Origin of the sequence: Shewanella amazonensis SB2B, assembly GCF_000015245.1 — a bacterium.
GTDB lineage: Bacteria > Pseudomonadota > Gammaproteobacteria > Enterobacterales > Shewanellaceae > Shewanella > Shewanella amazonensis.
Genome location: NC_008700.1, coordinates 725,534 through 747,915 on the forward strand (window position 1 = coordinate 725,534; position 22,382 = coordinate 747,915).

Annotated in this window: 17 protein-coding genes; 12 read left to right on the plus strand and 5 right to left on the minus strand. The window is 53.5% G+C overall.

Annotated features, from left to right (window positions below; all coding sequences use genetic code 11):
- Positions 1–189 precede the first annotated feature (189 nt).
- From SAMA_RS03090 to SAMA_RS03110, 5 genes are all read left to right on the plus strand, one after another.
- Entirely contained in the window at positions 190–1,437 is a 1,248-nt protein-coding gene (locus SAMA_RS03090; protein WP_011758699.1) for a hypothetical protein, read from the plus strand.
- A 2-nt stretch (positions 1,438–1,439) separates the two neighbouring features.
- Positions 1,440–1,868, plus strand: coding sequence for a type 2 periplasmic-binding domain-containing protein (locus SAMA_RS03095; RefSeq protein ID WP_011758700.1), 429 nt, complete (start codon positions 1,440–1,442; stop codon positions 1,866–1,868).
- Positions 1,858–3,444, plus strand: coding sequence for a diguanylate cyclase domain-containing protein (locus tag SAMA_RS03100; RefSeq protein WP_011758701.1), 1,587 nt, complete (start codon positions 1,858–1,860; stop codon positions 3,442–3,444). Before SAMA_RS03095 ends, SAMA_RS03100 begins: the two co-directional genes overlap by 11 nt.
- Before the next feature lie 278 nt (positions 3,445–3,722).
- On the plus strand, positions 3,723–5,813 hold the full coding sequence (gene fusA / locus SAMA_RS03105) for an elongation factor G (RefSeq protein ID WP_011758702.1): 2,091 nt from the start codon (positions 3,723–3,725) through the stop codon (positions 5,811–5,813).
- A 133-nt stretch (positions 5,814–5,946) separates the two neighbouring features.
- Positions 5,947–6,828: a universal stress protein gene (locus tag SAMA_RS03110; RefSeq protein ID WP_011758703.1), complete on the plus strand. Its 882-nt coding sequence runs from the start codon at positions 5,947–5,949 to the stop codon at positions 6,826–6,828.
- Here SAMA_RS03110 and SAMA_RS03115 read toward each other — a convergent pair.
- Complete coding sequence (locus tag SAMA_RS03115) at positions 6,782–7,690, minus strand: LysR substrate-binding domain-containing protein (RefSeq protein WP_011758704.1); 909 nt, start codon at positions 7,688–7,690, stop codon at positions 6,782–6,784. The genes SAMA_RS03110 and SAMA_RS03115 overlap by 47 nt on opposite strands.
- 94 nt (positions 7,691–7,784) lie before the next feature.
- Here SAMA_RS03115 and SAMA_RS19835 point away from each other — a divergent pair, with 94 nt between their 5' ends.
- The gene (locus SAMA_RS19835) at positions 7,785–7,916 is read left to right on the plus strand and encodes a hypothetical protein (RefSeq protein ID WP_269571957.1); all 132 of its coding nucleotides are present in this window, start codon (positions 7,785–7,787) and stop codon (positions 7,914–7,916) included.
- 98 nt (positions 7,917–8,014) lie between these two features.
- On the opposite strand, the gene SAMA_RS03125 is transcribed toward SAMA_RS19835, so the two are convergent.
- The 4 genes from SAMA_RS03125 to SAMA_RS03140 all read right to left on the minus strand — a co-directional run bounded on the left by SAMA_RS03125 (position 8,015) and on the right by SAMA_RS03140 (position 12,946).
- Entirely contained in the window at positions 8,015–8,773 is a 759-nt protein-coding gene (locus SAMA_RS03125; protein ID WP_011758705.1) for a PepSY-associated TM helix domain-containing protein, read from the minus strand.
- Positions 8,774–8,776: 3 nt separating this feature from the next.
- Positions 8,777–9,286 (minus strand): FMN-binding protein, encoded by a 510-nt coding sequence (locus SAMA_RS03130; RefSeq protein WP_011758706.1) that lies wholly within the window; start codon positions 9,284–9,286, stop codon positions 8,777–8,779.
- A gap of 54 nt (positions 9,287–9,340) precedes the next feature.
- Positions 9,341–10,513 (minus strand): porin, encoded by a 1,173-nt coding sequence (locus tag SAMA_RS03135; RefSeq protein WP_041409660.1) that lies wholly within the window; start codon positions 10,511–10,513, stop codon positions 9,341–9,343.
- 258 nt (positions 10,514–10,771) lie between these two features.
- Positions 10,772–12,946, minus strand: a complete 2,175-nt coding sequence (locus SAMA_RS03140) for a TonB-dependent receptor family protein (protein WP_041409661.1) — start codon at positions 12,944–12,946, stop codon at positions 10,772–10,774.
- Between the two features lie 262 nt (positions 12,947–13,208).
- On the opposite strand from SAMA_RS03140, the gene SAMA_RS03145 reads away from it, so the two are divergent.
- From SAMA_RS03145 to tnpA, 6 genes are all read left to right on the plus strand, one after another.
- On the plus strand, positions 13,209–13,910 hold the full coding sequence (locus tag SAMA_RS03145) for a DUF3581 domain-containing protein (RefSeq protein WP_011758709.1): 702 nt from the start codon (positions 13,209–13,211) through the stop codon (positions 13,908–13,910).
- A gap of 235 nt (positions 13,911–14,145) precedes the next feature.
- Positions 14,146–17,826 (plus strand): ATP-binding protein, encoded by a 3,681-nt coding sequence (locus SAMA_RS03150; RefSeq protein ID WP_011758710.1) that lies wholly within the window; start codon positions 14,146–14,148, stop codon positions 17,824–17,826.
- Positions 17,826–18,491 carry a hypothetical protein gene (locus SAMA_RS03155; protein ID WP_011758711.1) on the plus strand — a complete coding sequence of 222 codons (666 nt, stop codon included), beginning with the start codon at positions 17,826–17,828 and terminating at the stop codon, positions 18,489–18,491. The genes SAMA_RS03150 and SAMA_RS03155 overlap by 1 nt, the downstream gene beginning before the upstream one ends.
- A complete protein-coding gene (locus SAMA_RS03160; RefSeq protein ID WP_011758712.1) occupies positions 18,488–19,708 on the plus strand; it encodes a hypothetical protein in 1,221 nt (406 codons plus the stop codon). The genes SAMA_RS03155 and SAMA_RS03160 overlap by 4 nt, the downstream gene beginning before the upstream one ends.
- Positions 19,709–20,114: 406 nt before the next feature.
- The gene (locus SAMA_RS03165; protein WP_011758713.1) at positions 20,115–21,359 is read left to right on the plus strand and encodes a dicarboxylate/amino acid:cation symporter; all 1,245 of its coding nucleotides are present in this window, start codon (positions 20,115–20,117) and stop codon (positions 21,357–21,359) included.
- Between the two features lie 161 nt (positions 21,360–21,520).
- On the plus strand, positions 21,521–21,967 hold the full coding sequence (gene tnpA / locus SAMA_RS03170) for an IS200/IS605-like element ISSham1 family transposase (protein ID WP_011758714.1): 447 nt from the start codon (positions 21,521–21,523) through the stop codon (positions 21,965–21,967).
- Positions 21,968–22,382: the final 415 nt, after the last annotated feature.

Sequence of the window (22,382 nt, forward strand, 5' to 3'; positions counted from 1 at the left end):
TTGCTACATATTATGCAAAACCGTGCCTTTATGAATGTGTTACAAATATATACAGTTACGGTTAAAGTCACTTTTGGGCAGGTCTTTCATCGTTGAACCTGCTGCGTTCAATACGGCAATGATCACAAAAAGATTCTAAGCTGTTGGTAACGCGATAGATAAAGCGCGCGATAGCCGGGGAGAGTCAATTTGCACAAATTCGTAGCAGCAGGCCTTATCGGGCTGATGTTTGCGGGATGGGCACACGGAGAAGCGGCCGTCAGGTTCAGTGGGTTTGGCAGCCTTGGCGTCATCTACAATGACAGTGACAACCTTGCCTTTCACCGCGATTACACCACGTATTCCGTGGGACAGGGGTGGTCCACCGCTGGGGATACCCTGCTGGGGCTACAGCTCAACGCCGAGATTTCTGGCAGCTTTGATGCTGTGGCTCAGATGGTGTTTAAAGACAGAGTCAGCAACAGACTTTCAGACAATCTGGAATGGTTGTTCCTGCGTTATCGCCCCAACAATAACTGGGCATTCAGGGCTGGTCGATTGGGGCTCGATCTATACATGCTTACCGAGTACAGAGATGTGGGCTACGCCTACTCCTGGGTTCGGCCCATTCCTGAGTTTTATAATCTCATCTCGTCCATCAGTCGCTATGAAGGGGCCGACATCACCTATCGGCGGGATCTAGGCGAGCTTAACTTCGAGGCCAAGTTGGCCTTTGGCGAAACCGATGTGGAACTGGAAGGGCCCGAGCAGGATGTGCTGCTGACTCTGGACAACATCATGGCCCTGACTCTGTCGCTCTCGGGCGACGATTGGCTGATGCGTGCCGCTATGGCGCAGGCCTATACGTCCGGAACCAATGCCGATACCGAAATGCTGTTGGATGCGTTGCGAGCTGTGCCTGCCACTCTTTGGCCGCAGGCCGGGGCACTGGCTCAGGACATTGCCTTTGACAATATGCTTTCGCGTTACTATGCCCTCGGCTTCCAATTCGATGATGGCCAGTGGATTGTGCAATCGGAGCTTGGATACACAGAATCCGATTGGCGTTTGCTGCAGCCCTATGTGTCGGGTTACTTCAGTGTGGGGCGGCGATTTGACGATCTTACGTTCTACGCCGTATATGCGCAGGTAGAAAACACGAGGGAGGCGCCCGAGATTGAACTGCCGACTTCATTGCCTTATTTGCCTGAACCTGAAAGGAACGCCTTGCTGACGCTGCATCAAGCCGCCCAATACAGTTATCAGGTGTCCCGTCTGGCACAGAGTACCTATTCACTGGGCCTGAGATGGGATTTTTACGAAGACATGGCGTTAAAGCTGCAATGGGATCACTCGGAAATAGACCCCAAGGGTTCGAGTCTCTGGGTTCGGGCATATCCCATGGGCCATGATGACAGGGTCAATCTGTTTTCCGTTAATCTGAGTTTTACCTTCTGACTATGAAACGATTAATCATCAGTTTGATAGCTTGGTTACTCGTCTGCTTTCCTGTCAGAGCAGACGATGCCCTGTATGTGGTGGTGAATACGACAAACGGCATTGAAAATTTGAGTCATCATGAAGTGGTAGATATTTTTATGGGACGCGACCGAACGTTTCCGGACGGAAACAAGGTCACAGTATTCGATAACAGCAGTGACACCGAGACCCGGGCATTATTCTACAGACAGCTGGTCAATCGCAGCCTGGCACAGGTAAGCAGTTACTGGGCACGATTGCAGTTTTCGGCACGAGTCACACAACCCAGGGAAATAGGCCAGCGGCAAGCCTTGCTTGAGTTGATGAACAGCACCCCCTCAGGTATTACTTTTGTCAAAAGCACTGAACTGGACCCGGCATTAAAGGTGGTATACAAATTTGATCCCTAATCGCCAGAAGCTTTATGTCAAAGTTGCTGTTGCCATCGCGGTGGGAGCCTTTCTCGCGGCAGTGGTCGCCTGCCTCTATTTTTTCTGGGATGCGCGGGAAACCAAACTCAGGGAAGTCAAAAACCAACTTGGACAAATTGCCTTAACGGTGCAAAAAACTGCCTCAGTTGCCCTCTATGTCAAGGACGTGGAGCTGGGTAAAGAAATCGTTGAGGGTCTTGAGGTCAATGATCTGGTGGCCGGCGCTTTGCTCACCGCAGACAGCGGTGACTGGGTGAGTTCCAGCGGTTTTGCCGCAGATGACTTACTGCAGGTGCTGGAATTTGACATTCCCCATCCTTTTTTTGCCGGTGAGGTGCTGGGCAAGCTCAAGTTGCTGCCAAACAACGAATACATTCAATCAAGGGCCACTGAGGTTGCACTCAAACAAGCTTGGATGTTGGTGCTTCAATCGGCATTGATTGCACTGCTTGTTTCCCTGTTGGTGCATAAAACCCTGACAGCGCCGTTAAATCGCCTGACCTCGAACTTTGAGAATATTAAGCCCGGTGACAATGACCCGCTCAACGTGCCCAAATACCATGCTCAGGACGAAATAGGCAGCCTGGTGCGGGGTATCAATCAGCTGGTGGCCAACCTGAATCAATCTATCGAAAAAGAGCGGAGCTTGCGGCAAAGGACAGAGCTGTTGGAGCGTAAATTCCGGCTCATTTTTGAAAGGGCTACCGCCGGTATTTGCCTGATAGACCCCGGCAATCATGTGCTCGTTGCCAACGAGGCATTCCAGCGTCTGTGTGGCACTGAATCCATAGATAACCAACCAGCCCTCAGCCACTGGTTTGAAGAAGAAGCCGAATTAGCGCGTTTTTTCGATGAACTCAGGGGGAATGCAAATCTCAATCACGTTGAGATGGAGCTGCAGCTGCGCAGTCAGCAAAGCGCGCAGCTCAAATGGGTTCACTGCCTGTTTTCCAAAGTGGAAGACCGCACTCAGACGCTAATTGAAGTGATGATGTATGACATCACTGAACGCACATACAGGGAACGGATGATTCGGTTTGAAGCCGAGCATGACCCCTTGACCCAGCTTAAGAATCGCCGCTCAGGTGAACGCCTGTTGGTTGATATGATGCGAAAAGTCGATCAAACCAGGACACTGATGGGCGTGCTGCTGATTGATTTGGATAAATTCAAACCTGTGAATGATATCTACGGTCATGAAGCCGGTGATTCGGTATTGAAAACCGTCGCCGAACGCCTTGTGAAGCTGGTCGGCGATGGAATTGCTATCCGTTGGGGCGGCGATGAGTTTCTGATTGGCATTACCGACGTTGATGAGGATTACAACAAGCTGCGTCTACTTGCCCAGGAAATATTGGTTCAGGTATCCAGGCCGATAGCTATTCGCGGCAGTCTTTCCTGCGAAGTGGACGCCAGTGTGGGGATTGCCATTTATCCCCACCACGGCCATACCCTGGAGGCGCTGCTTGAGGCCGCAGACGTTGCCATGTATGAGGTCAAAGAGCAGGGGCGGGGGAGTTTTCGTATTGGCAGGATTTCTTCCGGTGCTGCCTGAACAAAAAAACCGTCACGGCAACGGCAGCTTAACTCAGTGTCCGTGCAAAAAAACAGCGAATTTATTTGCCAAAGATAAACAGCTTTAAGGTTGATTTTTAACCATTTTTGGCCGCGCTAACTCTGTAGCTGCTGTTTTGTCAGCTAAAAAACGTCTAAGCAGTTTGCGCCCGACGCCCTTCCCAATTACAATATGCGCCTCAAATCCTGATGTGTGGTCTGCTGCTTTTTTGTGGCATACTCCGTCTACTTTTATAAACCAAGCAAAAAAGTTGAATCATGACCGATTTATCAAAATACAGAAACATTGGTATTTTCGCTCACGTTGACGCGGGTAAAACCACGACCACCGAGCGTATCCTCAAGCTGACCGGTAAAATCCACAAACTGGGCGAAGTTCACGATGGCGCTTCTACCATGGACTTCATGGATCAGGAAGCAGAGCGTGGTATTACCATTCAGTCTGCTGCCACCACCTGTTTCTGGAAAGGTCACCGCTTTAACGTAATCGACACCCCCGGTCACGTTGACTTCACCGTTGAAGTTTATCGTTCTCTGAAGGTTCTGGACGGCGGTATCGGTGTATTCTGCGGTAGCGGCGGTGTAGAACCACAATCAGAAACCAACTGGCGTTATGCCAACGAGTCTGAAGTAGCTCGTTTGATCTTCGTAAACAAGCTGGACCGTATCGGTGCCGACTTCCTGCGCGTAGTAGGTCAGGTTAAGAAAGTACTGGCTGCCAACCCGCTGGTAATGACTCTGCCTATCGGTCGTGAAGACGAATTCACAGGCGTTGTTGACGTACTGAACCGTCAGGCTTTCATTTGGGACGATTCAGGTCTGCCAGAAAACTACACTGTGACCGACGTTCCTGCCGACATGGTTGACCTGGTTGAAGAATACCGTGAAATGCTGGTTGAGACTGCCGTTGAGCAGGACGACGACCTGATGGAAGCTTACATGGAAGGTGAAGAGCCTTCTATCGAAGACCTGAAGCGTTGTATCCGTAAGGGTACCATCAACCTGTCTTTCTTCCCTACCTTCTGCGGCTCTGCGTTCAAGAACAAAGGTATGCAGCTGGTACTGGACGCAGTAGTTGACTACCTGCCTTCTCCAACTGAAGTTGAGCCACAGCCTCTGACTGATCCAGAGACTGGTGAAGAAACCGGCAAAGTTGCTACCGTTTCTGTAGACGAGCCACTGCGCGCTCTGGCGTTCAAGATCATGGACGACCGTTTCGGCGCCCTGACCTTCGTACGTATCTATTCTGGTAAGCTGAAGAAGGGTGACACCATCCTGAACTCTGCTACCGGTAAAACTGAACGCATCGGCCGTATGGTGGAAATGCACGCCAACGATCGTAACGAAATCGACTCTGCCCAGGCTGGTGACATCATCGCCGTTGTAGGTATGAAGAACGTTCAGACCGGTCACACCCTGTGTGATCCTAAGCACGAGTGTACTCTCGAGCCAATGATCTTCCCAACGCCTGTAATCTCTATCGCTGTTACTCCTAAGGACAAAGGCGCTTCTGAGAAGCTGGGTGTTGCTCTGGGTAAGATGGTTGCTGAAGATCCATCATTCCAGGTTGAAACCGACCAGGAAACCGGTGACACCATCCTGAAAGGTATGGGTGAGCTGCACCTGGACATCAAGGTAGACATCCTGAAGCGTACTTTCGGCGTTGAGCTGACTGTAGGTGCTCCACAGGTAGCCTATCGTGAAACCATCACTGCCGCCATCGAAGACAGCTACACTCACAAGAAGCAGTCTGGTGGTTCTGGTCAGTACGGTAAGATTGACTACCGCATCCGTCCTGGTGAGCCAGGTACCGGCTTCACCTTCAAGTCTGCCGTAGTGGGTGGTAACGTTCCTCGTGAATTCTGGCCTGCCGTTGAGTCTGGCTTCGAAGAAATGATGAGCCAAGGTCCTCTGGCTGGCTTCCCCGTACTGGACGTTGAAGTTGAGCTGTTTGACGGTGCTTACCACGCAGTTGACTCCTCTGCCATCGCGTTCGAAATCGCCGCTAAAGGTGCATTCCGTCAGTCCATGCCTAAGGCCAAGCCACAGCTGCTCGAGCCTATCATGAAGGTTGACGTGTTCACTCCAGACGATCACGTAGGTGACGTAATCGGTGACCTGAACCGTCGTCGCGGTATGATCAAGGATCAGGAAGCTGGTCTGACTGGCGTACGCGTTAAGGCAGACGTACCGCTGGCCGAAATGTTCGGTTACATCGGTCACCTGCGTACCATGACCTCTGGTCGTGGTCAGTTCTCCATGGAATTCTCTCACTACAATCCATGTCCAGCCAACGTGGCTGAGACTGTAATTGCTGAGACCAAGGCCAAGAACGCTGCCAAGAAGTAATTAATACTTCGGTCCATAAAAACCCGCCTATGTGGCGGGTTTTTTTATGCCTGTAATTTGGGTTATTCAGTTTGAATCAAGCATGGCGGCTTAGACTGTTGTCAAAAGACCCTAATTAAAGGAGGGACTCTTGATGAGTAAGGTCTTTGTGATTGCCGGACAAAATGGTCAATCAACCGAAACATTGCAAACGGCGTTGGAAATTGCCGAGGCAATGGCGCTTACACCCAAGGTTTATGCCTACGGGCACGCCTATTTTTCCGGTGCCGAGTACTATAATCCCCGCCTTGCCGGCGCAGCGAGACAAAGGCTACTCGAACGCCTCCATGATGAGCTGGAGACAACGTTGGATGCACTGCAACGGCGCGATGTGGCTTATGAGACAGTATGGAGCAAGCGTCTGCACGAGCATGCACTTCCCCATGCCGCCAGTCAGGGCTATTCGCTGATGATAAAGGGCATCGAAGGCGCAGAATCACCGGAGCCCGAAGATTGGCAGCTTATCAGGCACACCAAGGTGCCGCTGATGCTGCTTACCGCCAATCCCCTCGCGCGGGGACGATTGGTACTGATGGCGGTAGATCTGGATGCGACCAGTGAGGACAAACAGCTTCTCAATCGACTGGTGCTTGAACAGGGGCAGCGCCTTGCCAGTACGCTTAATCTCCCTTTACACCTTGCCTGTGTGGTGAGAGTGCCCAAGGTGCTGCGGGAGTTGGATATCATTACTCCCCATGAAATCCTTATTGCCGCCCATGAAAAGCACCGGGATACGCTGGCGCAATTTGGCTTGCCCCCCGAGCAAGTTCATCTGGTCGCCGGGGACCCTGCTCAGTGTCTGTATCAGCTCAGCAGCAGTTTAAAAGCCAAATACCTGGTGATGGGAGCACGCCAAAGGGAGGGTATATTCGGCGCTTCCATTGGCAGCACCGCAGAGCAGCTGGTGCACAAGCTCAGGTGTAATCTGCTTATTCTGCCGCCGGACGCGCAGTGGCTTGGCCCCTATCACGACTGAGGGCCAGAAAGGCGGCCGCCGCAGGGGTCAGGTGCAGATGACTGCGCCAGATGAGTGCCAGGTCCCAGGTGTGTCCGCCGCTTAATGGCCTGAAGCACAGCGCCTTGTCGGTTAATTTTTCGCAAATGGGCGCGGGCAATATGGCCAGCCCCATGTTGGCCTCCACCATGCTCGCCAAAAAGTCCCACTGGCCGCTGCGATAGGCGACATTCAGCTCTACTCCGGCGTTTCTTGCCAGGCTGTCGAGCAGCTTTGCCAGCGCAAAATCCTGGTTGTACATGATAAAGGGATGGGAGCCAAAGTCGCACCAGTCGAGGGCGGCTTTGTTCGCAAGCTTGTGGCCTGCCGGCAGGCAGGCGAGCAGGGGATAAGCCGTCAACGGCTGCGCGGTCAGCTCATCGGCGTGGGTTGCAGGCAGGGCGGTAAAGGCAATATCCAGATTGTTTGCCAGCAGAGCCTTTTCACAGCCGAAGCCGCCGTACTCGAACATCTCCAATCTGACCCCGGGATATCTTGCTCGAAACGCAGTGAGGAGTTCAATCACCAGGCTGCTCATCATGGGGCACACTCCCAGACGCAAGTATCCCCGTTGTACCCCGCGAAGATTTGATAAGTCTTCTTCCAATAAATGCCATTGCCCAAGCATTTCTCTGGCGTGTTCAAGCAAGAGTTCGCCCGCCTGAGTCAGTGACAGCTTTTGATTGTTGCGGATGATGAGCTGCTGCTGCCAATGGTCTTCCAGTCTTTGCAGCATCTTGCTCAGCGTGGGCTGAGTCAGGTGCAGTTTTTCGGCCGCGCGGGTAAAACTGCCCGTCTCGGCAAGGGTCACAAAACAGTGCAAGTTCTTGATTGGAATGTTCATGCCAATATGGAATGGAAGTGATGGAATAGATTCATTTTACTTATTGATGGCCGGGAGATACCTTGAGCTGCATCTCAGCTTTGGAGGAATTTTGATGAAAGCCTATCGCAGTATGTGGGTCAGCAGTATGTGGATGACAGCAACGCCTGCCCATGAAGCGCAGGAAGCCATTAAACCTTCACTGTGGCGTCGCTGGTTTGCGCGTCCGGCAAAGGTTGCATCCTGACCCCTCAACCCCATTTCATTGCCTCAATTGGGTTACTGTGCTTTAGCCCAGTTGCTTTACCCGGCTTATGCCGGGTCTTTTTTTATCTGCGGCCCAGTTTATTTGCGTTTGGGTTGCTGGCTTATCCAGATGTAGAGACCGCTCAAAGACAAAAATACAAAGCCAAGGGCGAGCAGATCCCAAAGCCAGACGCCCCATTGACCGAATATCCGGCCTGCATGCAGGTCGAGCAATACCCGTTCCCAGTGCAGGTGTGCGCTGCGGGCATCTTCCAGTAACTGTTGTTCAGCCGCCTCGCCTTCAAGCCAATGCAATGGTGCAAATGAGGTGGCGGGTTGCCACTCAATCAGATCTTCATCCGCGAGATATTGCCCATTGTCGCCGCTCAGCCACAAATGAGATTCTCCTTCGATGGCCATGGCCTTGAGGGGGGACGGTAGCCCCGTGGCTTTATTCTGGGTTTCTACCAACTGGCCATCAGCGTTGAGCAGATACAGGTTTTCGGCATCGATGGCGATGGTTTGATTGCGCCATTGGGTTGCGGCGATGAGGGAGTGTTTGGCTTCCAGCACCATAGTGCCTTGGTGCCACAGCAAATTATCCGTGATGCCATAGTCGCCAAATTGCGCGCTGTGGGAAGGGAGCTGGATACCGTAATAATCCAATAACCAGGGCAAACGCACCTTGGCGTGTCCAAGCCCTGCGTCGTCGGCGTGGTTTATCAGTACGCCGGTTACTGTCAGAAATAACAAAAACAGGCCACCGATAATGCCGATGCGTCTGTGCCAGGGGCGGATTTGTTTGCGCAGCCGGTGGCCGAGTTGTTTACCGGCTGTATTTGAAGGGCGTCGAGTCATCCGTTATGGGGTCTTTTGCACGGCAGCATCCAGATACAGGGCTATCCGGGACAACTTGGTCAGGGCTCTTACCGACAGGGTTGCCCCTGTGATGCCATCGATACTGCGATCCAGTTCAAGGGAGGGCGTCAGTGTCGCCGATTTGAACTGGTTGGTAAAGAAGTCATGCCTGACCTCATCACCGCGGCTTTCTCTGTATACCAGTACCTTGGTTTTGACTATCTGTTGATTGGCGATGTGGATGCCAACAGTGATAGGAGATTCTTTACCGATTTCGTCCAGTATCCACACCGTCTGTGCCCCATCGCGCCAGTACCTTACTCGGAGTTTGTTGTAGGCGTGGGCAAGAATGTTCTCAATGTTGGCCTTTTGGGTATCATCCAACCACAACACACTGGCCTTGGGAACTGCACCCAGCGCATCGGCGATAAAGCCTTCATTACTCTGAAAGCTGGTTTCGGTGTGCCCCAGCAAGGGCCAGCAGGCCAGCAGGGTCAGCAGGTATTTCTTCATGGTTATGCAGTCACTCAGGTAAAAGGGGGCTTACGCCCCCTTTATCTACTTGCATCAGAACTGGTAGCCAACACCCAGGTTGAAGCCATCAGAATCCAGGGCGCCGCTCTGCTTCTCGTAATCGGCCTTGAATACCACATTCTCGTGCAGCCAGTAGTTGATACCTACACTGGTGAGCTTCTTGGTGGTATCGGCATCGTTACCGGCCTCGTTATCCCACTCGTTGTAACGTGCGAAAATACCAAAGCTGTCGTTGAAGCGGTAAGAAGGCTCAATGTACCAGCCCTTCTGGCTGTCACGGCCCAGAAGCTCAGCCTCAGCACCGTCAATGTTCCACTGGGCATAAAGTGCTTTGATGGTAAATCCACCGATGCTGTAGATACCGTGGGCTTCAAGCAGTGTGGCAGAGGCTTCGTCTACGCCATCTTTACCCTGGGTCAGGTCACTTTGATACTGGGCACTTGCAGCCAGCTCAAGTCCGGCAATGCCGGTGTACTTCACGCGACCGGTGTAAGCCAGGGCATCAGCATTGGCGTTGGACACCTTTTGACGACCACTGCGTACGTTGTAATCATCTTTAACCTTGAGGCCGGAAGTGATAGCGGCATCAAATGCCAGACCTGGTGCAGCTTTCAGATTGACGGCCAGACCGCCTTCCCACCAGGTGCTGGGTACTATGTTTGACTCAACAGGATTACGTTCAACACCGTAGAAGGTGTTGGGTTCGTGGGTTTCGTTGATGATACCCACTGGCATCAGGAACAAACCGGCCTTAGCTGTGATAGCGTCGGTGAAGTCGTGCTCGATGTAAGCCTGCTCCAGCTCAACTTCACCTTTCTTGCCTTCGCCGGCCAGAGAGTGTTCCAGTTCCAGCTCAGAGAAAAAACGGGTCTTATTGGTGAATTCATGGCCAAAGAACAGTACGAAACGGTGGAAGTCCATTTCGGTCTTGTCTTTGCTGCTGTCTGCATTGTTGTCGATGTTGTTGTAGTGCAGTTCACCGTAGCCGCCGATGGTGGTGGCGCTCTTGGCACTGGCATTGGCTTCGGTGGCATCGGCAGTTTGCTCAACGCGCTTTTCAGTCTCTTCCAGGCGTTTTTCCAGATCTTTCAGAACCTGCTGCTGCTGTTCAATGATTTTACGCAGTTCGGCGGTTTCGTCAGAGGCCATGGCAGTTTGGCTGGCGAACAGACCCAGCAGAGCGCTGGCGATCAGAGTCTTTTTCATCATTTCCCTTTCCCGTTTTATTATCTGAGGGTTAAGCACGCAGCGGATTCTAACAACTGATTTAATAAATGCAAACGATTCGCATTGGGATTAATGATCCAGATCAACAAACGTAAAGCAAAAGTAAAGTTGCCTGATTTGTAATGATTTTTTAGTGCAAAGTGTTTAATGTCCAATTAATTGATTTTTAAGGTATAAATTTAAAACATGAAAAAGGCGGCTCAAAGTAAGCCGCCTTTAGAATATCAAGATTTATTATTAGAACTTGTAGGAATAACCAACGGTAATGCTTCTGGGCTTGCCAGAAAACACCGAGCCATGGGCACGGGTCGTCATATAGGTTTCATCCAGCAGGTTATCAACGGTCAAATAAACCTCCTGCTGTTTATCGATAAAGTAACGACCGGATAGATCAACCAGGGTCTTGGCAGCAATCAGGTCGTCAGCGGCAATGTCGCCCTGACCGGCGGTGGCGCGCATATCCGAGGTGTAACGGCCAGCCAGGGTCAACTGCCACTGCTCGACGCTGATGCCTGCGCTCAGATACAGCTGATGCTTGGGGGTGTAGCTGAACTCGTCACCCACCTGTACCGAACCCCAGGTTTCAAACTCCGACTCGAAACTGTTCTGGAACTCCGTACTGGTGTAGGTATACGCCAACTTCACCGGGAAGCTCAAAGCGCCATCAGTGTTGAATTGATAGCCAGCTGACAATTCCAGACCTTTCACCACCACTTCACCGGCGTTGTACTGGTTGTCCAGCTTGTCTTCATCACAACCCTGGGCGGCAGTGCAGTTGCCGTGCATGTTGCTGTAATCACCGTAGAAAGCGATAGCCTCGGCATTGAAGTTGCCGTTCACGAAACGGGTACCCGCCTCGTAGTTCCAGCTCTCTTCCTCTTGCCCGTTGGTGTTGCCGGGAGCCGCAGGGGCAAAGCCCTTTTGCACGCCGGCCAGCAGCAGGGTGCTGTCGGTCAGCTGCCAGGTGGCAGACAGTGATGGCAGCAGCGCCGAGAAGCTGTTTTCTTTAAAAGCGCCATCGCCGTTACGGCCTGGGTTGGCTTTGCCCCAGTCTTCGCGCTCCACGGTCACATCTTCGTAGCGCACACCGGCGGTGAGAGTAAAGGCGCCCAGGGTGAATCTGTCCTGAACATAAGCAGACAGGGCTTCGGCGCTGTCGATACGGTTAGAGTCGGTACCAGGTACACCAGCCTTGGTCAGGCTCATCTGCTGATTGGCGTCCAGACTGTAGGTATCGGCCCACTGGAAGCGGTCCATCTCGTCCTGATGCAGGCGCACACCTATATCCAACTGGTGATCGCCAAGGAGCAGTCCCAGCTCGGTTTGAATGCCCTGAGAAATATACACCCGGTTGTTAGCTTTCACGCTGACATCAATCGCCCCTTCGGGATTGGCGTCGAAGACGCTGGCTGCCTCAATACCACCCTTGGACAGGCTCTTGCCATCTACCTTGTCGGCTTTGTACCAGTTACGGGCAAAGTCGTTGTAATAAGCCGTAGTAGCGAGACTCACAGTACTGCTGAAATCGATAATATGGATCAGTTGCAGCTGCTTGTGCTCAGTGGTCATTTCATCTTTTTGCGAGGCCGAGTAGCGGCTGAATGGCTTGGCGGCATAATCTTCGTCAGTCAGACCCATGTAGGTCTCGTCGGAGACTTCATCGGCATACTTGAGTTTGAGTTCCAGACGCTGGGCGTATTTGGCATCTTTAGCGCTGTCGATGGCCACTTTGGCCAGCAGATCGTTTTTCACAAAACCTGTGTCACCGCCAACGCCGTTGATGTCGCGGAAACCATCGGCCTGATAACGGTACACTTCGGTTACGGCACCAATGCGTTCGCCCTGACCACCGGCGTGGGCGTGCAACTTGCCATAGCCATCCTGCCCCAGGGCGACATCGAGGGCGCCTGCCAGTTCGGCATCAGGAATTTGGCGGGAAACCATGTTCACCACGCCGCCGGTGGTGCGCGGGCCGTATTTCACGGTAGAAGAGCCTTTTAGCACTTCAATTTGCTGCATGCGGCCGGAGGTTGGGAAGTAATAGGCCGCTGGTGAAGCATAAGGCGCCGGTGCTGCCAGCACGCCATCTTCCATCACGGTGATCTTTTCTGAACGGTTCTGACCCGTGCCGCGCATGCCAAGATTGGGGCGCAGACCATAGCCTTCTTCTTCCTGAATATAGACCCCGGGCACCGAGGCCAGGGTGCGCATGATGTCGGAATACTTGAAGGTATCCAGCTCTTCCTGGCTCAGCTGATGGGCGCTGCCTGGCACTGTGTTGATGGGGTTCTTTTTACCGAAAATGCTGATCTGCTCGATGTCGGCATTGGCGGTTGCAGTGGCGGCAAAGCTTGCCAGCAGGGCGCTGGTCAGCAGGCTCAGCTTGATGGCTGGCTTGGCGATGGTGGTCATGGTGTCTCCCTTTTTGTCGATAATGACAATAGTTATCATTTGTGTTTTGAGGTTAGGGAGTAGTGCTTAAGACTAGCTTAATTTCCGATTTCTTTACCTTTGTAATAAAAAGGTAAAACCTTGCTGGCAAAGCCTTTTATCTCGCCGCTGTTGCAGGCGTTGCTTACTGGCGCAAGTCATCGGGTGAGTTAATTGTCATAATTGAGGTAGACTGCTTGGCCTAAAAAAACGACACAACAAGATTTCAGGTGTATCACTGCCTATGTTTCTCGAGCCTTTTTTTACTCAAACTGATGAAACTGTAACGATTTCCCCTTTTCAGGCCAGCGAGTTTGCCAAGCGGGTTGCAGAAGATTTCAACCCTATTCATGACGAAAGTGCCAAGCGCTTTTGTGTGCCCGGTGACCTTTTGTTTGCACTGGTGCTGAGCCACTATGGCCTGAGCCAGAAGATGCAATTCAAGTTCGAAGGCATGGTAGGCGAGGGCGTGTGCCTGAACTTCCCGGTCGAGGTGGGCGACAGCTTCCCAATCTGTGACAGCCGCGATAAGACTTACCTCAGCGTCAGCCGCCAGGGCGACGTAAGCCGCTGCGAGACCCAAATCGAGTCTTTCGTGCGCAGCTATGTGTCTTTCTCAGGGCTTAACTTTATTCATGTGCTGGTGCCCATGATGCGTGAGCACGGGGTCATGATTAACCCCGATCGTCCACTGGTGATCTACGAAAGTATGGCGTTCGATCTCACAACCCTGGATTTCGATCAGGTTGCACTCGAGCTCAGTGATGCGCGCCTCAGTGTGGATGGCAAGCGTGGTGACGTGACGCTGGAATTTGCCCTTATCAGCGATGGTAAGCAGGTTGGCACCGGCGTTAAGACCCTGGTGATGAGTGGCCTGCGAGCTCTCGATGAAGCAGCCCTCGATGGTATGGCACAGTTCTACGAAGAGCGCCGCGCCACCCTGTAACGCACAGCTTGGCTTAAATTCCCGCCAAACAGTGCGCAAAGCCTGATATGGCGCCGCTTCAAGGCCCCGTGTGATTGCCATCCACGGGGCTTTCCTTTACCTTAATAATCCTTTCCCGTGTGTGTTCGCTCCGCTCAGGTATTTACCTCTAAACGCGTGTATTCCATCCATGGGCCTTGGTCGTGATCCCGACCTCTTGCCGCCAGATTGCGGCCGCTTTGCTTTAAGGATAAAGATGTCTAGCTTGCAACGAATCGTGCTTATCGACACCCACCTGCCCGGGGTGGTCGAGCTGGCCCTCGACGGCCATACCAATATCTGTGGTACCAATGCCTCGGGCAAGACCACACTGCAGCGACTGGTGCCTGTGTTTTATGGCGAATACCCAAGCCGGGTGGTACCCTCCACCCGCGACAGTTTTGAGCGCTGGTACCTGCCCCACGACAGCAGCTATATCATTTACGAATATCGCCGCGGCGACGGCATGCTGTATCAGGCGGTATTAAGCTCCAACGGCGATGGCAAGGGTATCAGTTACCGCTTTATCGCCAAGGGCTTCGAGCTGGACGATTATGTGAAGGCCCGTAACGGCGATGCCCTGGTGTGTCACACCGCCGCCGAGCTTGGCCGTGAAATGAAACGTGCCGGCATTGCCCACACCAATCTGCTCAATACCCGCGAATACCGCGCCATTATTCAAAACGATCGCACTCTGTTGTCGAGCGGTACCAACAGGGTTGAGCTTAGAAGCTATGCCCGCCAGTTTGCCCTGTGCGACGCCGAGCACACCTTAAGACACATCGAAAAACTCGCCAAAGCGGTGCACTCCAAAGAAGGCAAGATGGAAACGGTAAAGTCCATGATTGCTGCCATTCTGGAAGAAGACGGCGTAAATCCGCCGACCTCGCGCATTAATCCGCAGCAGGTGGAAAACTGGATCCGCGAGTGCCAACTTATTGCCGGATTTGAAGAAATTCGCCCCGAGTTCGACAAGCTGGAGCAGGAGTTCAATCAACTGCTGTCTGCGGAGCTGCGTCTGGCCGGGCTGCACAAGGGCTATAAGGATGACGAAGTGCTGGAGGCCGAGCGCCAGGAGCGCTGTCAGACCGCCTCCAAGGAATACAACTTCCGCCTGCGCCAGCTCGATGACGAGTGGAAGGAAAAGCGCGACGAGCTGAACCAGGAAATCTCCGCCGCCCGTGGTGACGTCAGCAAGTTCGAGCACGAACTTGAGGTGATTGAAGATCAGCACGGCGCCTTCCTCGATGCCGATATCGAAACCGCCAAGGGCGATCTCGAGCAGCTGCCGCTGTGGCGCACCGACCTTGAAAACCTTTCCGAGCGCCATAAGCTGCTCACCGACAAACATCAGGACGTGGAGGCTGCCTATAACGCTCGCCGCTCCAAGATTGTTGAGCAGTTAAACCGTGACCTGGAAGTGCTGGATCAGGATCTGGATAAGCAGCGCGACGCCCGTGAGCGTCAGGCCGCAGCTGCCCGCAGCGATCTTGAGAAGCTCGAGCAGTTCTGGCGCGATCAGCTGGAAGCAGGCAAGAACCGTTTCCGTGAAGAAGAATATGAGCTGAAGCTCGCTGCCTCCGAAGAAAAGCTGCGCCAGGATGCTGTGACCTACACCGAAGAGGAAAAGCTCAATCTGGCGGTGTTTGATGAGCGCATCGAACGTGCCGACGAAGAGCAGGAAGCCAGCAACGCCAACGTGGAGCGTCTGGCGCTGGAAGAGCGTCGTCTGCGTTCCCGCCGCGATCAGGCCAGCGAAGCCCTGCGTCTGGCCAGCATCCGTGTCAGCGAGCGCCAGAATGCGCTGGATGAGCTCAAGACCATGCTGTTTCCTCAGTCGCACACCCTGCTGGAGTTTCTGCGTAAAGAAGCCCCCGGCTGGGAAGAGCACCTGGGTAAGGTGATTGCTCCCGAGCTGTTGCACCGCACCGATCTGCATCCTTTTAACGCGAGCAGCGGCGCCGATGGCAATAGTCTGTTCGGCATAGGGCTGGACTTAAAGGCGCTGGATATTCCCGAATATGCCCAGAGCGAGCAGGAACTCAGAAGCCGTCTTGCCAAGGCCGAAGAAGCCCTCGGCAGTGCCCGCGAAGTGCAGGAAGCCGCCGAAGAGCAGCTGGTGACAATCAACGGCGAGCTGGAAAAGCTCTCCCGCGAACTCACCTTTGCCCGCACCGCCTTTAAAAATGCCCGTGAAGACCTGCGCCGTTTATTCGATGAAAAGCGCGCCGAGCAGGACAGGGTCAACAAGGCACTGGCCGAGCGTAAGCAACTGGCCGGTAAGCGTTTGGTGACCATTGAGCATCAGCTTAAGCAGCTTGGCCGCGACCATCAGGACTGGCTGGAGGAGACCAAAGAAGAGTCCCTAGAAGCGCGGATGGAGAAGAATGCCTACTGGCAGGAAGTGGTGGGTGCACTGGATGCCCAGATTGCTTCGGTCAAGACGGGTATCGAGAGCCGCCGCGCCAACGCCAAGGCCGAAACCAAGGCCTGTGAGCAGTGGTACAAAAACGAGCTTAAGTCCCGCGGTGTGGACGAAGACAAGATTGTGGGCCTCAAGGCCGATATCCGCACTCTCGAGCGCAAGATTGCCGATGCCGAAGGCCGCCGCGCTGACGTACTGCGCTACGAAGACTGGTATCAGCATACCTGGCTTAGCCGCAAGCCACGGCTCGCCGAAGAGCTGGCCAAGGTGCGCCGGGCTCAATCGGAGCTGGAGCAGCAGCTCGCCCGACTGTCTGCTGAGGTGAAAACCCAGCGCAGCGAGCTGGAGTCGGGCCGCAAGGCTTCCGATGCCGCCCAGGTGGAAGCCTCGGAAAACCTCACCAAGCTGCGCTCATTGCTGCGTAAACTGGCCGACCTTAAGCTCGCGCCTACCGACGATGAGGCCCAGGGCAGCATAGGCGAGCGCTTGCGTCAGGGTGAAGAGTTGCTGCTCAAACGCGACTATCTGGTGGGCTCGGTGAAACAGTATGTAGAGCACTTCGATACCGTGATTGCCGCCAAGTCGGGCTCTGGCCTTGCCGAAACCTGGGAGCGAGCCCGGGAAGAGGCCACCTCCATTAACGACAAGGGCATCCGTATTCTGGATTACCGCAAGCTGGTGCCAAGTCTGGAGCAGCTTTTGAACGTGATGGTGCCCCAGTCGATTATGGCGCTGCGGGAGCAGGGCCGGATCTTCGGGGTGGATCTCACCGCCTTCTACGACGTGTTGGCGGATATTGACCGCCGTATCGCATCCCAGAGCGCCCGCATCACCCGTGAAGTGGGCGAGGAGCTGTTCCTCGATGGGGTGTCTGAATCTGCGGTACGTATTCGCTCGCGGATCAGTGAGCTTGAGTTTTGGCCTGAGCTTGAAGTGTTTGTGGCCGCCTTCCGCCGCTGGAAGAGCGATGGCTTTGCCGGTTTGCCGGACGAGCATTACACCAACAGCATGCGCCGGGCGTTGGATATCATCGGCAAGGCGGCGCTCAGTGGCGGTATCGCCAAGCTGCTGGAAATCGAGCTGCGCCTGCGTGAAGGCAACTCGGATCTGATTATTCGCACCGACCGTCAGCTGAATGAATCCTCAAGCCACGGTATGGCATACCTGATTTTGTGTAAGTTCCTGCTGGCCTTTACCCGCCTGCTGCGGGGCTCGGCCCAGGTGACAGTGCATTGGCCCATCGACGAGCTGGGCACCTTGCACCACAACAACGTGAAGAAGATTTTCGATGCCTGCGAGAACAACAATATCTCGGTGCTGGGGGCCTTCCCGAACCCTGAGTCTGAGGTGCTGAGCCTGTTTAAAAACCGCTATATCATCAACAAGCAAACCCGCAAGCTGCAGGTGGTGAAGCCCAAGAGCAACCCCATCGCCGATAAGCTGGCCAGCCGTATTTCCAGGGAGGCGGTGTAATGTCTGAGGCAAACTTTTCAGGAATTGGTACAGGTCTTGTGGGTCATGGCGCCCTGATCGAACGGCTGCTGCGGGGCGAGTTTATTTGCCGCGTGACTGACGAAGACGGCTGGCGTGCGCTCAAGTCGCCTGCCGTGCGCGAGCGTATCGAAACCTACCTCAACCAAATCAACCGCACTGTTGCCAGCGCCGGTGAAGGCGAGGTGTTCTTTTGCGGTTATGCCCAGTTGGGTGAGGCCGAGCGCAAGGTGATTTCCAGCCAGTTCAAGGATATCTGCCAGGCGCTCATTCCGCTGGTGGAGTGGCTCGTGTTGGTGCAGGAGGCCTCCGGCCAGGATACGCCCCTCACCGAAGGTGCACCAGTGCGTTTGACTGAGCTTCAGGGCCGTATCGAAGAGACCCCGGCGTTTCGCGAGCAGCTTGGCAAACTCAGCCAGTACCGGCTTTTTGGCTCCACTTCAAGTAACGTCGATGCCCAGCTTAAGCTGGTGTTCAAGCGTCTGGTGGAGCTTGGCTTCCTTACTCGCCCCAATGTGGAAAAACAAATCTACATCGCCACGGGTAAGCTTGATTATCTCTATGAAGTGATTCGCTTTATCGATGAAACTGAAGGGCTGAACCTGGAGGCGCAGGCCGAAACCGCCACCCAGAGGGAGCTGATATGAGCAGCAACCTGCACCAGTCCGGGGTGCGGCTGCTGAGGATGCTTGGTCGTCACGCCGAGACAGTGATGGATGTGTACCTGAGCGGCGCCGTGGACGAGGCCAACGCCGATGCCGGTGTGCTGAAGAAGCTCACCGAGGCCGGCATTCTGTGGCGCCCTGAGGAAGACGAGGGCCTAAGGCTGACCCGCAGCGTGCGGGCGCTGCTCGAAGAGGGCCTTAAAGATGAGCGCAATCGCCAGATTAACGCCAACGTAGGCTCGGCGCTTGCCACCATCAAGACGCTGGCTAACCACTATAAGGAGGCGCGCAGCCACTCTGACTACAGCGCCGCGGAGGCGTATCTGGCCGACCTCAGTGAGCATGTGTACGCCTTTACCGAAAACCTTCGTTATTCCATCCGTGTGCTGTGGGGGCGGATTAACAACGAATTCGGTTATGTCGGTACCATCAGCGCTAAAATCCGTGAGAACGAACTGGCCCAGAGCCAGGTGTCTGAGCTGTTGAACGGCCTGGAGCTGTTTCAGTTCAGCGAGCTTGGGGAAATCGCCTCTGATATCCGTGAGCTTCGAAAACTGCTGGTAACCACCCTGCAGGAGACCCTGAGTGACTGTACTCAGGAGCTCAGTGTGGTGCAGGCAAGGCTGTTGGAGCTGCTTGGTCGTTTCCGGCAAATTCAGGGCCGTACCAGGCTGCTCAGGGGCTGGCTTCTGTACACAGATATGCACCCTGACTACGAGCCGATGGATCATGTGGCCCACCGCAAGGTGCCCATGCTGTTTAACCGCGCAGAGGCCATGCTGGCCGATGCCCATGTGGATGTGCATAACCAGAGCCAGGAGCAGGAGCTGATGGAGATGGTGGCGCGCATCAAATCCATCAGTCGCCTCGATCTAAAGCCTGCTGTCAAGGCGGCAGAAACCAGCGTGGTGCTGAGTGCGGCGGAAGACTTCGATATTCCGGAAAATCCACTCAAGCAGGATGTGGACGACTACTTTGTGGCGGTAATAGATTCAGGCAAGCGCCAGTCGGCGCTGGTGTACCTGCAGGAAAAAGCTTTGCCATGGGATTCAGAAAGCTGGATTTATCAGGTGATTGGCGGCTTTGAGGGCCTGAGCGAAGAGCATAAATCCTTCTTCGAACTGGAGCCTTTGGGTGAGCCTCATCCTGTGTATACCGGTAACTTCATTATCCGCGACGTGGAGCTGTGGCTCAGTTAGCCCCGCAGTCTTGCCAAGGCCACCTCTGGGTGGCCTTCTTATTGGCTGTAACATGGCGTGCTGGGCTGGTGGTGGCGGTGGATGCAGAGAATTACTTAGTTGCGCGGGTCCGGCCTGGTTATATCGACTGCAAGGCTGCATATTTTTGGCTTTATCCACTGGTTGTTTTTAAGTGGTTGTTTTGGAAGTGTTTGCCATTGGTAAAATTGGCTGCGTCTGTGTAAAGGCAGAAATTTCTGCACTTGAGTGATAGCTGTTAAATTTCAGCAGGTTATGTTCAGCTTGTTATAGGGTTGCAGGATTGTGTCCATACATTTTCGTTGAAATTGCCGCTGGCATGTTTCACTATCCGGGAGCGAACGGGGCAGCAGACCCCAGACACAATAACAACACAGGCATGCAATCTATGTTCAAATCTCTGTCGGCCAGGATTTTCCTTGGCCTTGCTATCGGACTCCTGTCCGGCACTCTGGTGCAGTATGTGCTGCACGATATCAATTTCTTCTCCGGCACCCTGGTCGAAATCGCCTCTGGCCTTGGCACCATGTTCGTCAACATGATCATGATGCTGGTGGTGCCACTGGTGTTTGTCAGCATCGTTTGCGGCGTGTGTGAGCTTAAAGATCTCTCCAGCTTCGGTCGCCTCGGTGGCAAGACCTTTGGTTTTTACATCATCAATACCCTGGTCGCTATATTCGCGGCCCTGACGGTTGCGCTGTTGCTGGAACCCGGCAAGGGCGTGGACATGACCGGCGGCGGAGAGCTCGCCATTACCGCCACCGAGCTGCCGAGCCTGATGGCGCTGGTGGTAGACATAGTGCCCCGTAATCCGGTGGCAGCCTTTATGTCGGGCAATATGCTGCAGGTCATCTTTATGGCCTTGCTGCTTGGCGGCGTCATCAAGTCTCTGGGCGAGCATGTGACCGGCGCCGTATCTGCCTTCCAAACCGCCAATAAAATCATGATGAAGCTGATTTCGGTGGTGATGCATCTGGCGCCCATTGGTGTTGGCGCACTGATGTTCAAACTGGGTGCTACCCTGGAAGCCGGGGTGTTTCTCAGTGTGATGGAATATCTGGTGCTGATTCTTGGCTTGCTGCTGCTGTGGATTTTCGTGGTTTACCCTTATGCGGTGCAGCTGTTCACCCCGGTGAAAGCCAGCGTGTTTCGTGAGAAAACCCAGGAGCAAATCCTGTTTTCCCTCTCTACCGCCAGCTCCAATGCCACCATTCCGGTGACCATGCGAACCCTCACCGAAAAGCTCAAGGTGAACCGCGCCGTGGCCGGTTTTGGGGTGCCTCTGGGCGCGACCATGAACATGGGCGGTGTGTCCATTTACATTACTGTGGCGATTTTCTTTATCGCCAACGCCTTTGGTATGCCTATCACCATGGAGCAATTGCCGGCGCTTATCTTCAGTATCTTCCTGCTTTCTGTGGGCGCCGGTGGCGTACCCGGCGGCGGCATGGTGATGATTGGCGTGCTTATCCACCAGATGGGCTTGCCGGTGGAAGCCTTTGCGCTGGTGGCCGCGCTGGATAGGCTTATCGATATGGTACTGACTTCCTGTAACGTGGTGGGTGACACCGCGGTGCTGACGATTGTCGACCAAACAGAGCGCCCTCATCAGGTTGCCAGTGATGATGACTGAGCTGTGATGGAGACAGTGAGCCGACGTTAAGTCGGCTTTTTGTTGTCACTCTAAAACCACCTCCTATGGAGGTGGTGATCGTTCTAGTGGGGCTTTGCCCGTAGAATGCCCATGCTAAATACTCCCTCGGTTTGTTACCAGCAAATCAAGGAGTAAGTAGCATGAGCAGATATGAATCCGCGTCTCACGTGTTCTATCGCTGTCAGTATCACCTCGTTTGGACACCGAAGTACAGGTACAAAATCCTAAAAGGTAATCTTGGCAAAGAGCTTTATCGAAGTATCTATGTTTACTGCAACATGAAGAAATGCAGAGTCGTAGAACTGAATGTGCAGGAAGATCATGTTCATCTAGTAGTCAGAACTCCACCGAGTCTAAGCGTGTCGGACTTAATGGGTTTTGTAAAAGGAAGAACGGCAATCAGAATGTTTGCGAAATTTCCGTATTTGAGAAAGCAAAAGCTCTGGGGGAATCACTTTTGGCAAAGAGGCTATTTTGTTGACTCGGTAGGAGCGAATGAAGAGATAATCCGCAGATATGTACGGCACCAAGAAAAGACAGCCAAAGAAGAAGAGAAACGGCAGATAGCATTGGGGCTAGAAGGTTAGTTTTTAAGCCCCCTTTTAGGGGGCCGTGTCAAAGCCACCTGCTATGCAGGTGGATTTTTACTATCTGTGTTTATGATGTTTTTGTAAGGCTGTATTAGCGTGGCTTACTGTTAAAAATCGGGCGAACTTGTCACTGCGGTTTGCTGTGAATAGTACCATGAAGTTCTGACTATTAATTATTGCAGATACTAATTCAGATGTTCGTTATTTCGTCGAGGGATACGGACTAAATATTATTAGATGGCGGACTAAGCTCATTGTCCGTGCTGTTGCTTTATTATTCTCTGCAGGGATATTATTTAAAGTCACAGTTAAGTTGGCCACTGATGATTACTAGCTGGGCCAACTTATACTGACGTTTTAGTAGAACAAAATGCATCTTTTTAAACATAATCCGCGATTGCGTAAAGACAGC

Coding starts and splice junctions, on each gene's coding strand:
- SAMA_RS03165 (WP_011758713.1), top strand. CDS start 20,115: ATGTTCAAATCTCTGTCGGCCAGGATTTTCCTTGGCCTTGCTATCGGA.
- SAMA_RS03125 (WP_011758705.1), bottom strand. CDS start 8,773: ATGACTCGACGCCCTTCAAATACAGCCGGTAAACAACTCGGCCACCGG.
- SAMA_RS03110 (WP_011758703.1), top strand. CDS start 5,947: ATGAGTAAGGTCTTTGTGATTGCCGGACAAAATGGTCAATCAACCGAA.
- SAMA_RS03150 (WP_011758710.1), top strand. CDS start 14,146: ATGTCTAGCTTGCAACGAATCGTGCTTATCGACACCCACCTGCCCGGG.
- SAMA_RS03130 (WP_011758706.1), bottom strand. CDS start 9,286: ATGAAGAAATACCTGCTGACCCTGCTGGCCTGCTGGCCCTTGCTGGGG.
- SAMA_RS03095 (WP_011758700.1), top strand. CDS start 1,440: ATGAAACGATTAATCATCAGTTTGATAGCTTGGTTACTCGTCTGCTTT.
- SAMA_RS03115 (WP_011758704.1), bottom strand. CDS start 7,690: ATGAACATTCCAATCAAGAACTTGCACTGTTTTGTGACCCTTGCCGAG.
- SAMA_RS03135 (WP_041409660.1), bottom strand. CDS start 10,513: ATGAAAAAGACTCTGATCGCCAGCGCTCTGCTGGGTCTGTTCGCCAGC.
- SAMA_RS03160 (WP_011758712.1), top strand. CDS start 18,488: ATGAGCAGCAACCTGCACCAGTCCGGGGTGCGGCTGCTGAGGATGCTT.
- SAMA_RS03145 (WP_011758709.1), top strand. CDS start 13,209: ATGTTTCTCGAGCCTTTTTTTACTCAAACTGATGAAACTGTAACGATT.
- fusA (WP_011758702.1), top strand. CDS start 3,723: ATGACCGATTTATCAAAATACAGAAACATTGGTATTTTCGCTCACGTT.
- SAMA_RS03155 (WP_011758711.1), top strand. CDS start 17,826: ATGTCTGAGGCAAACTTTTCAGGAATTGGTACAGGTCTTGTGGGTCAT.
- SAMA_RS03140 (WP_041409661.1), bottom strand. CDS start 12,946: ATGACCACCATCGCCAAGCCAGCCATCAAGCTGAGCCTGCTGACCAGC.
- tnpA (WP_011758714.1), top strand. CDS start 21,521: ATGAGCAGATATGAATCCGCGTCTCACGTGTTCTATCGCTGTCAGTAT.
- SAMA_RS19835 (WP_269571957.1), top strand. CDS start 7,785: ATGAAAGCCTATCGCAGTATGTGGGTCAGCAGTATGTGGATGACAGCA.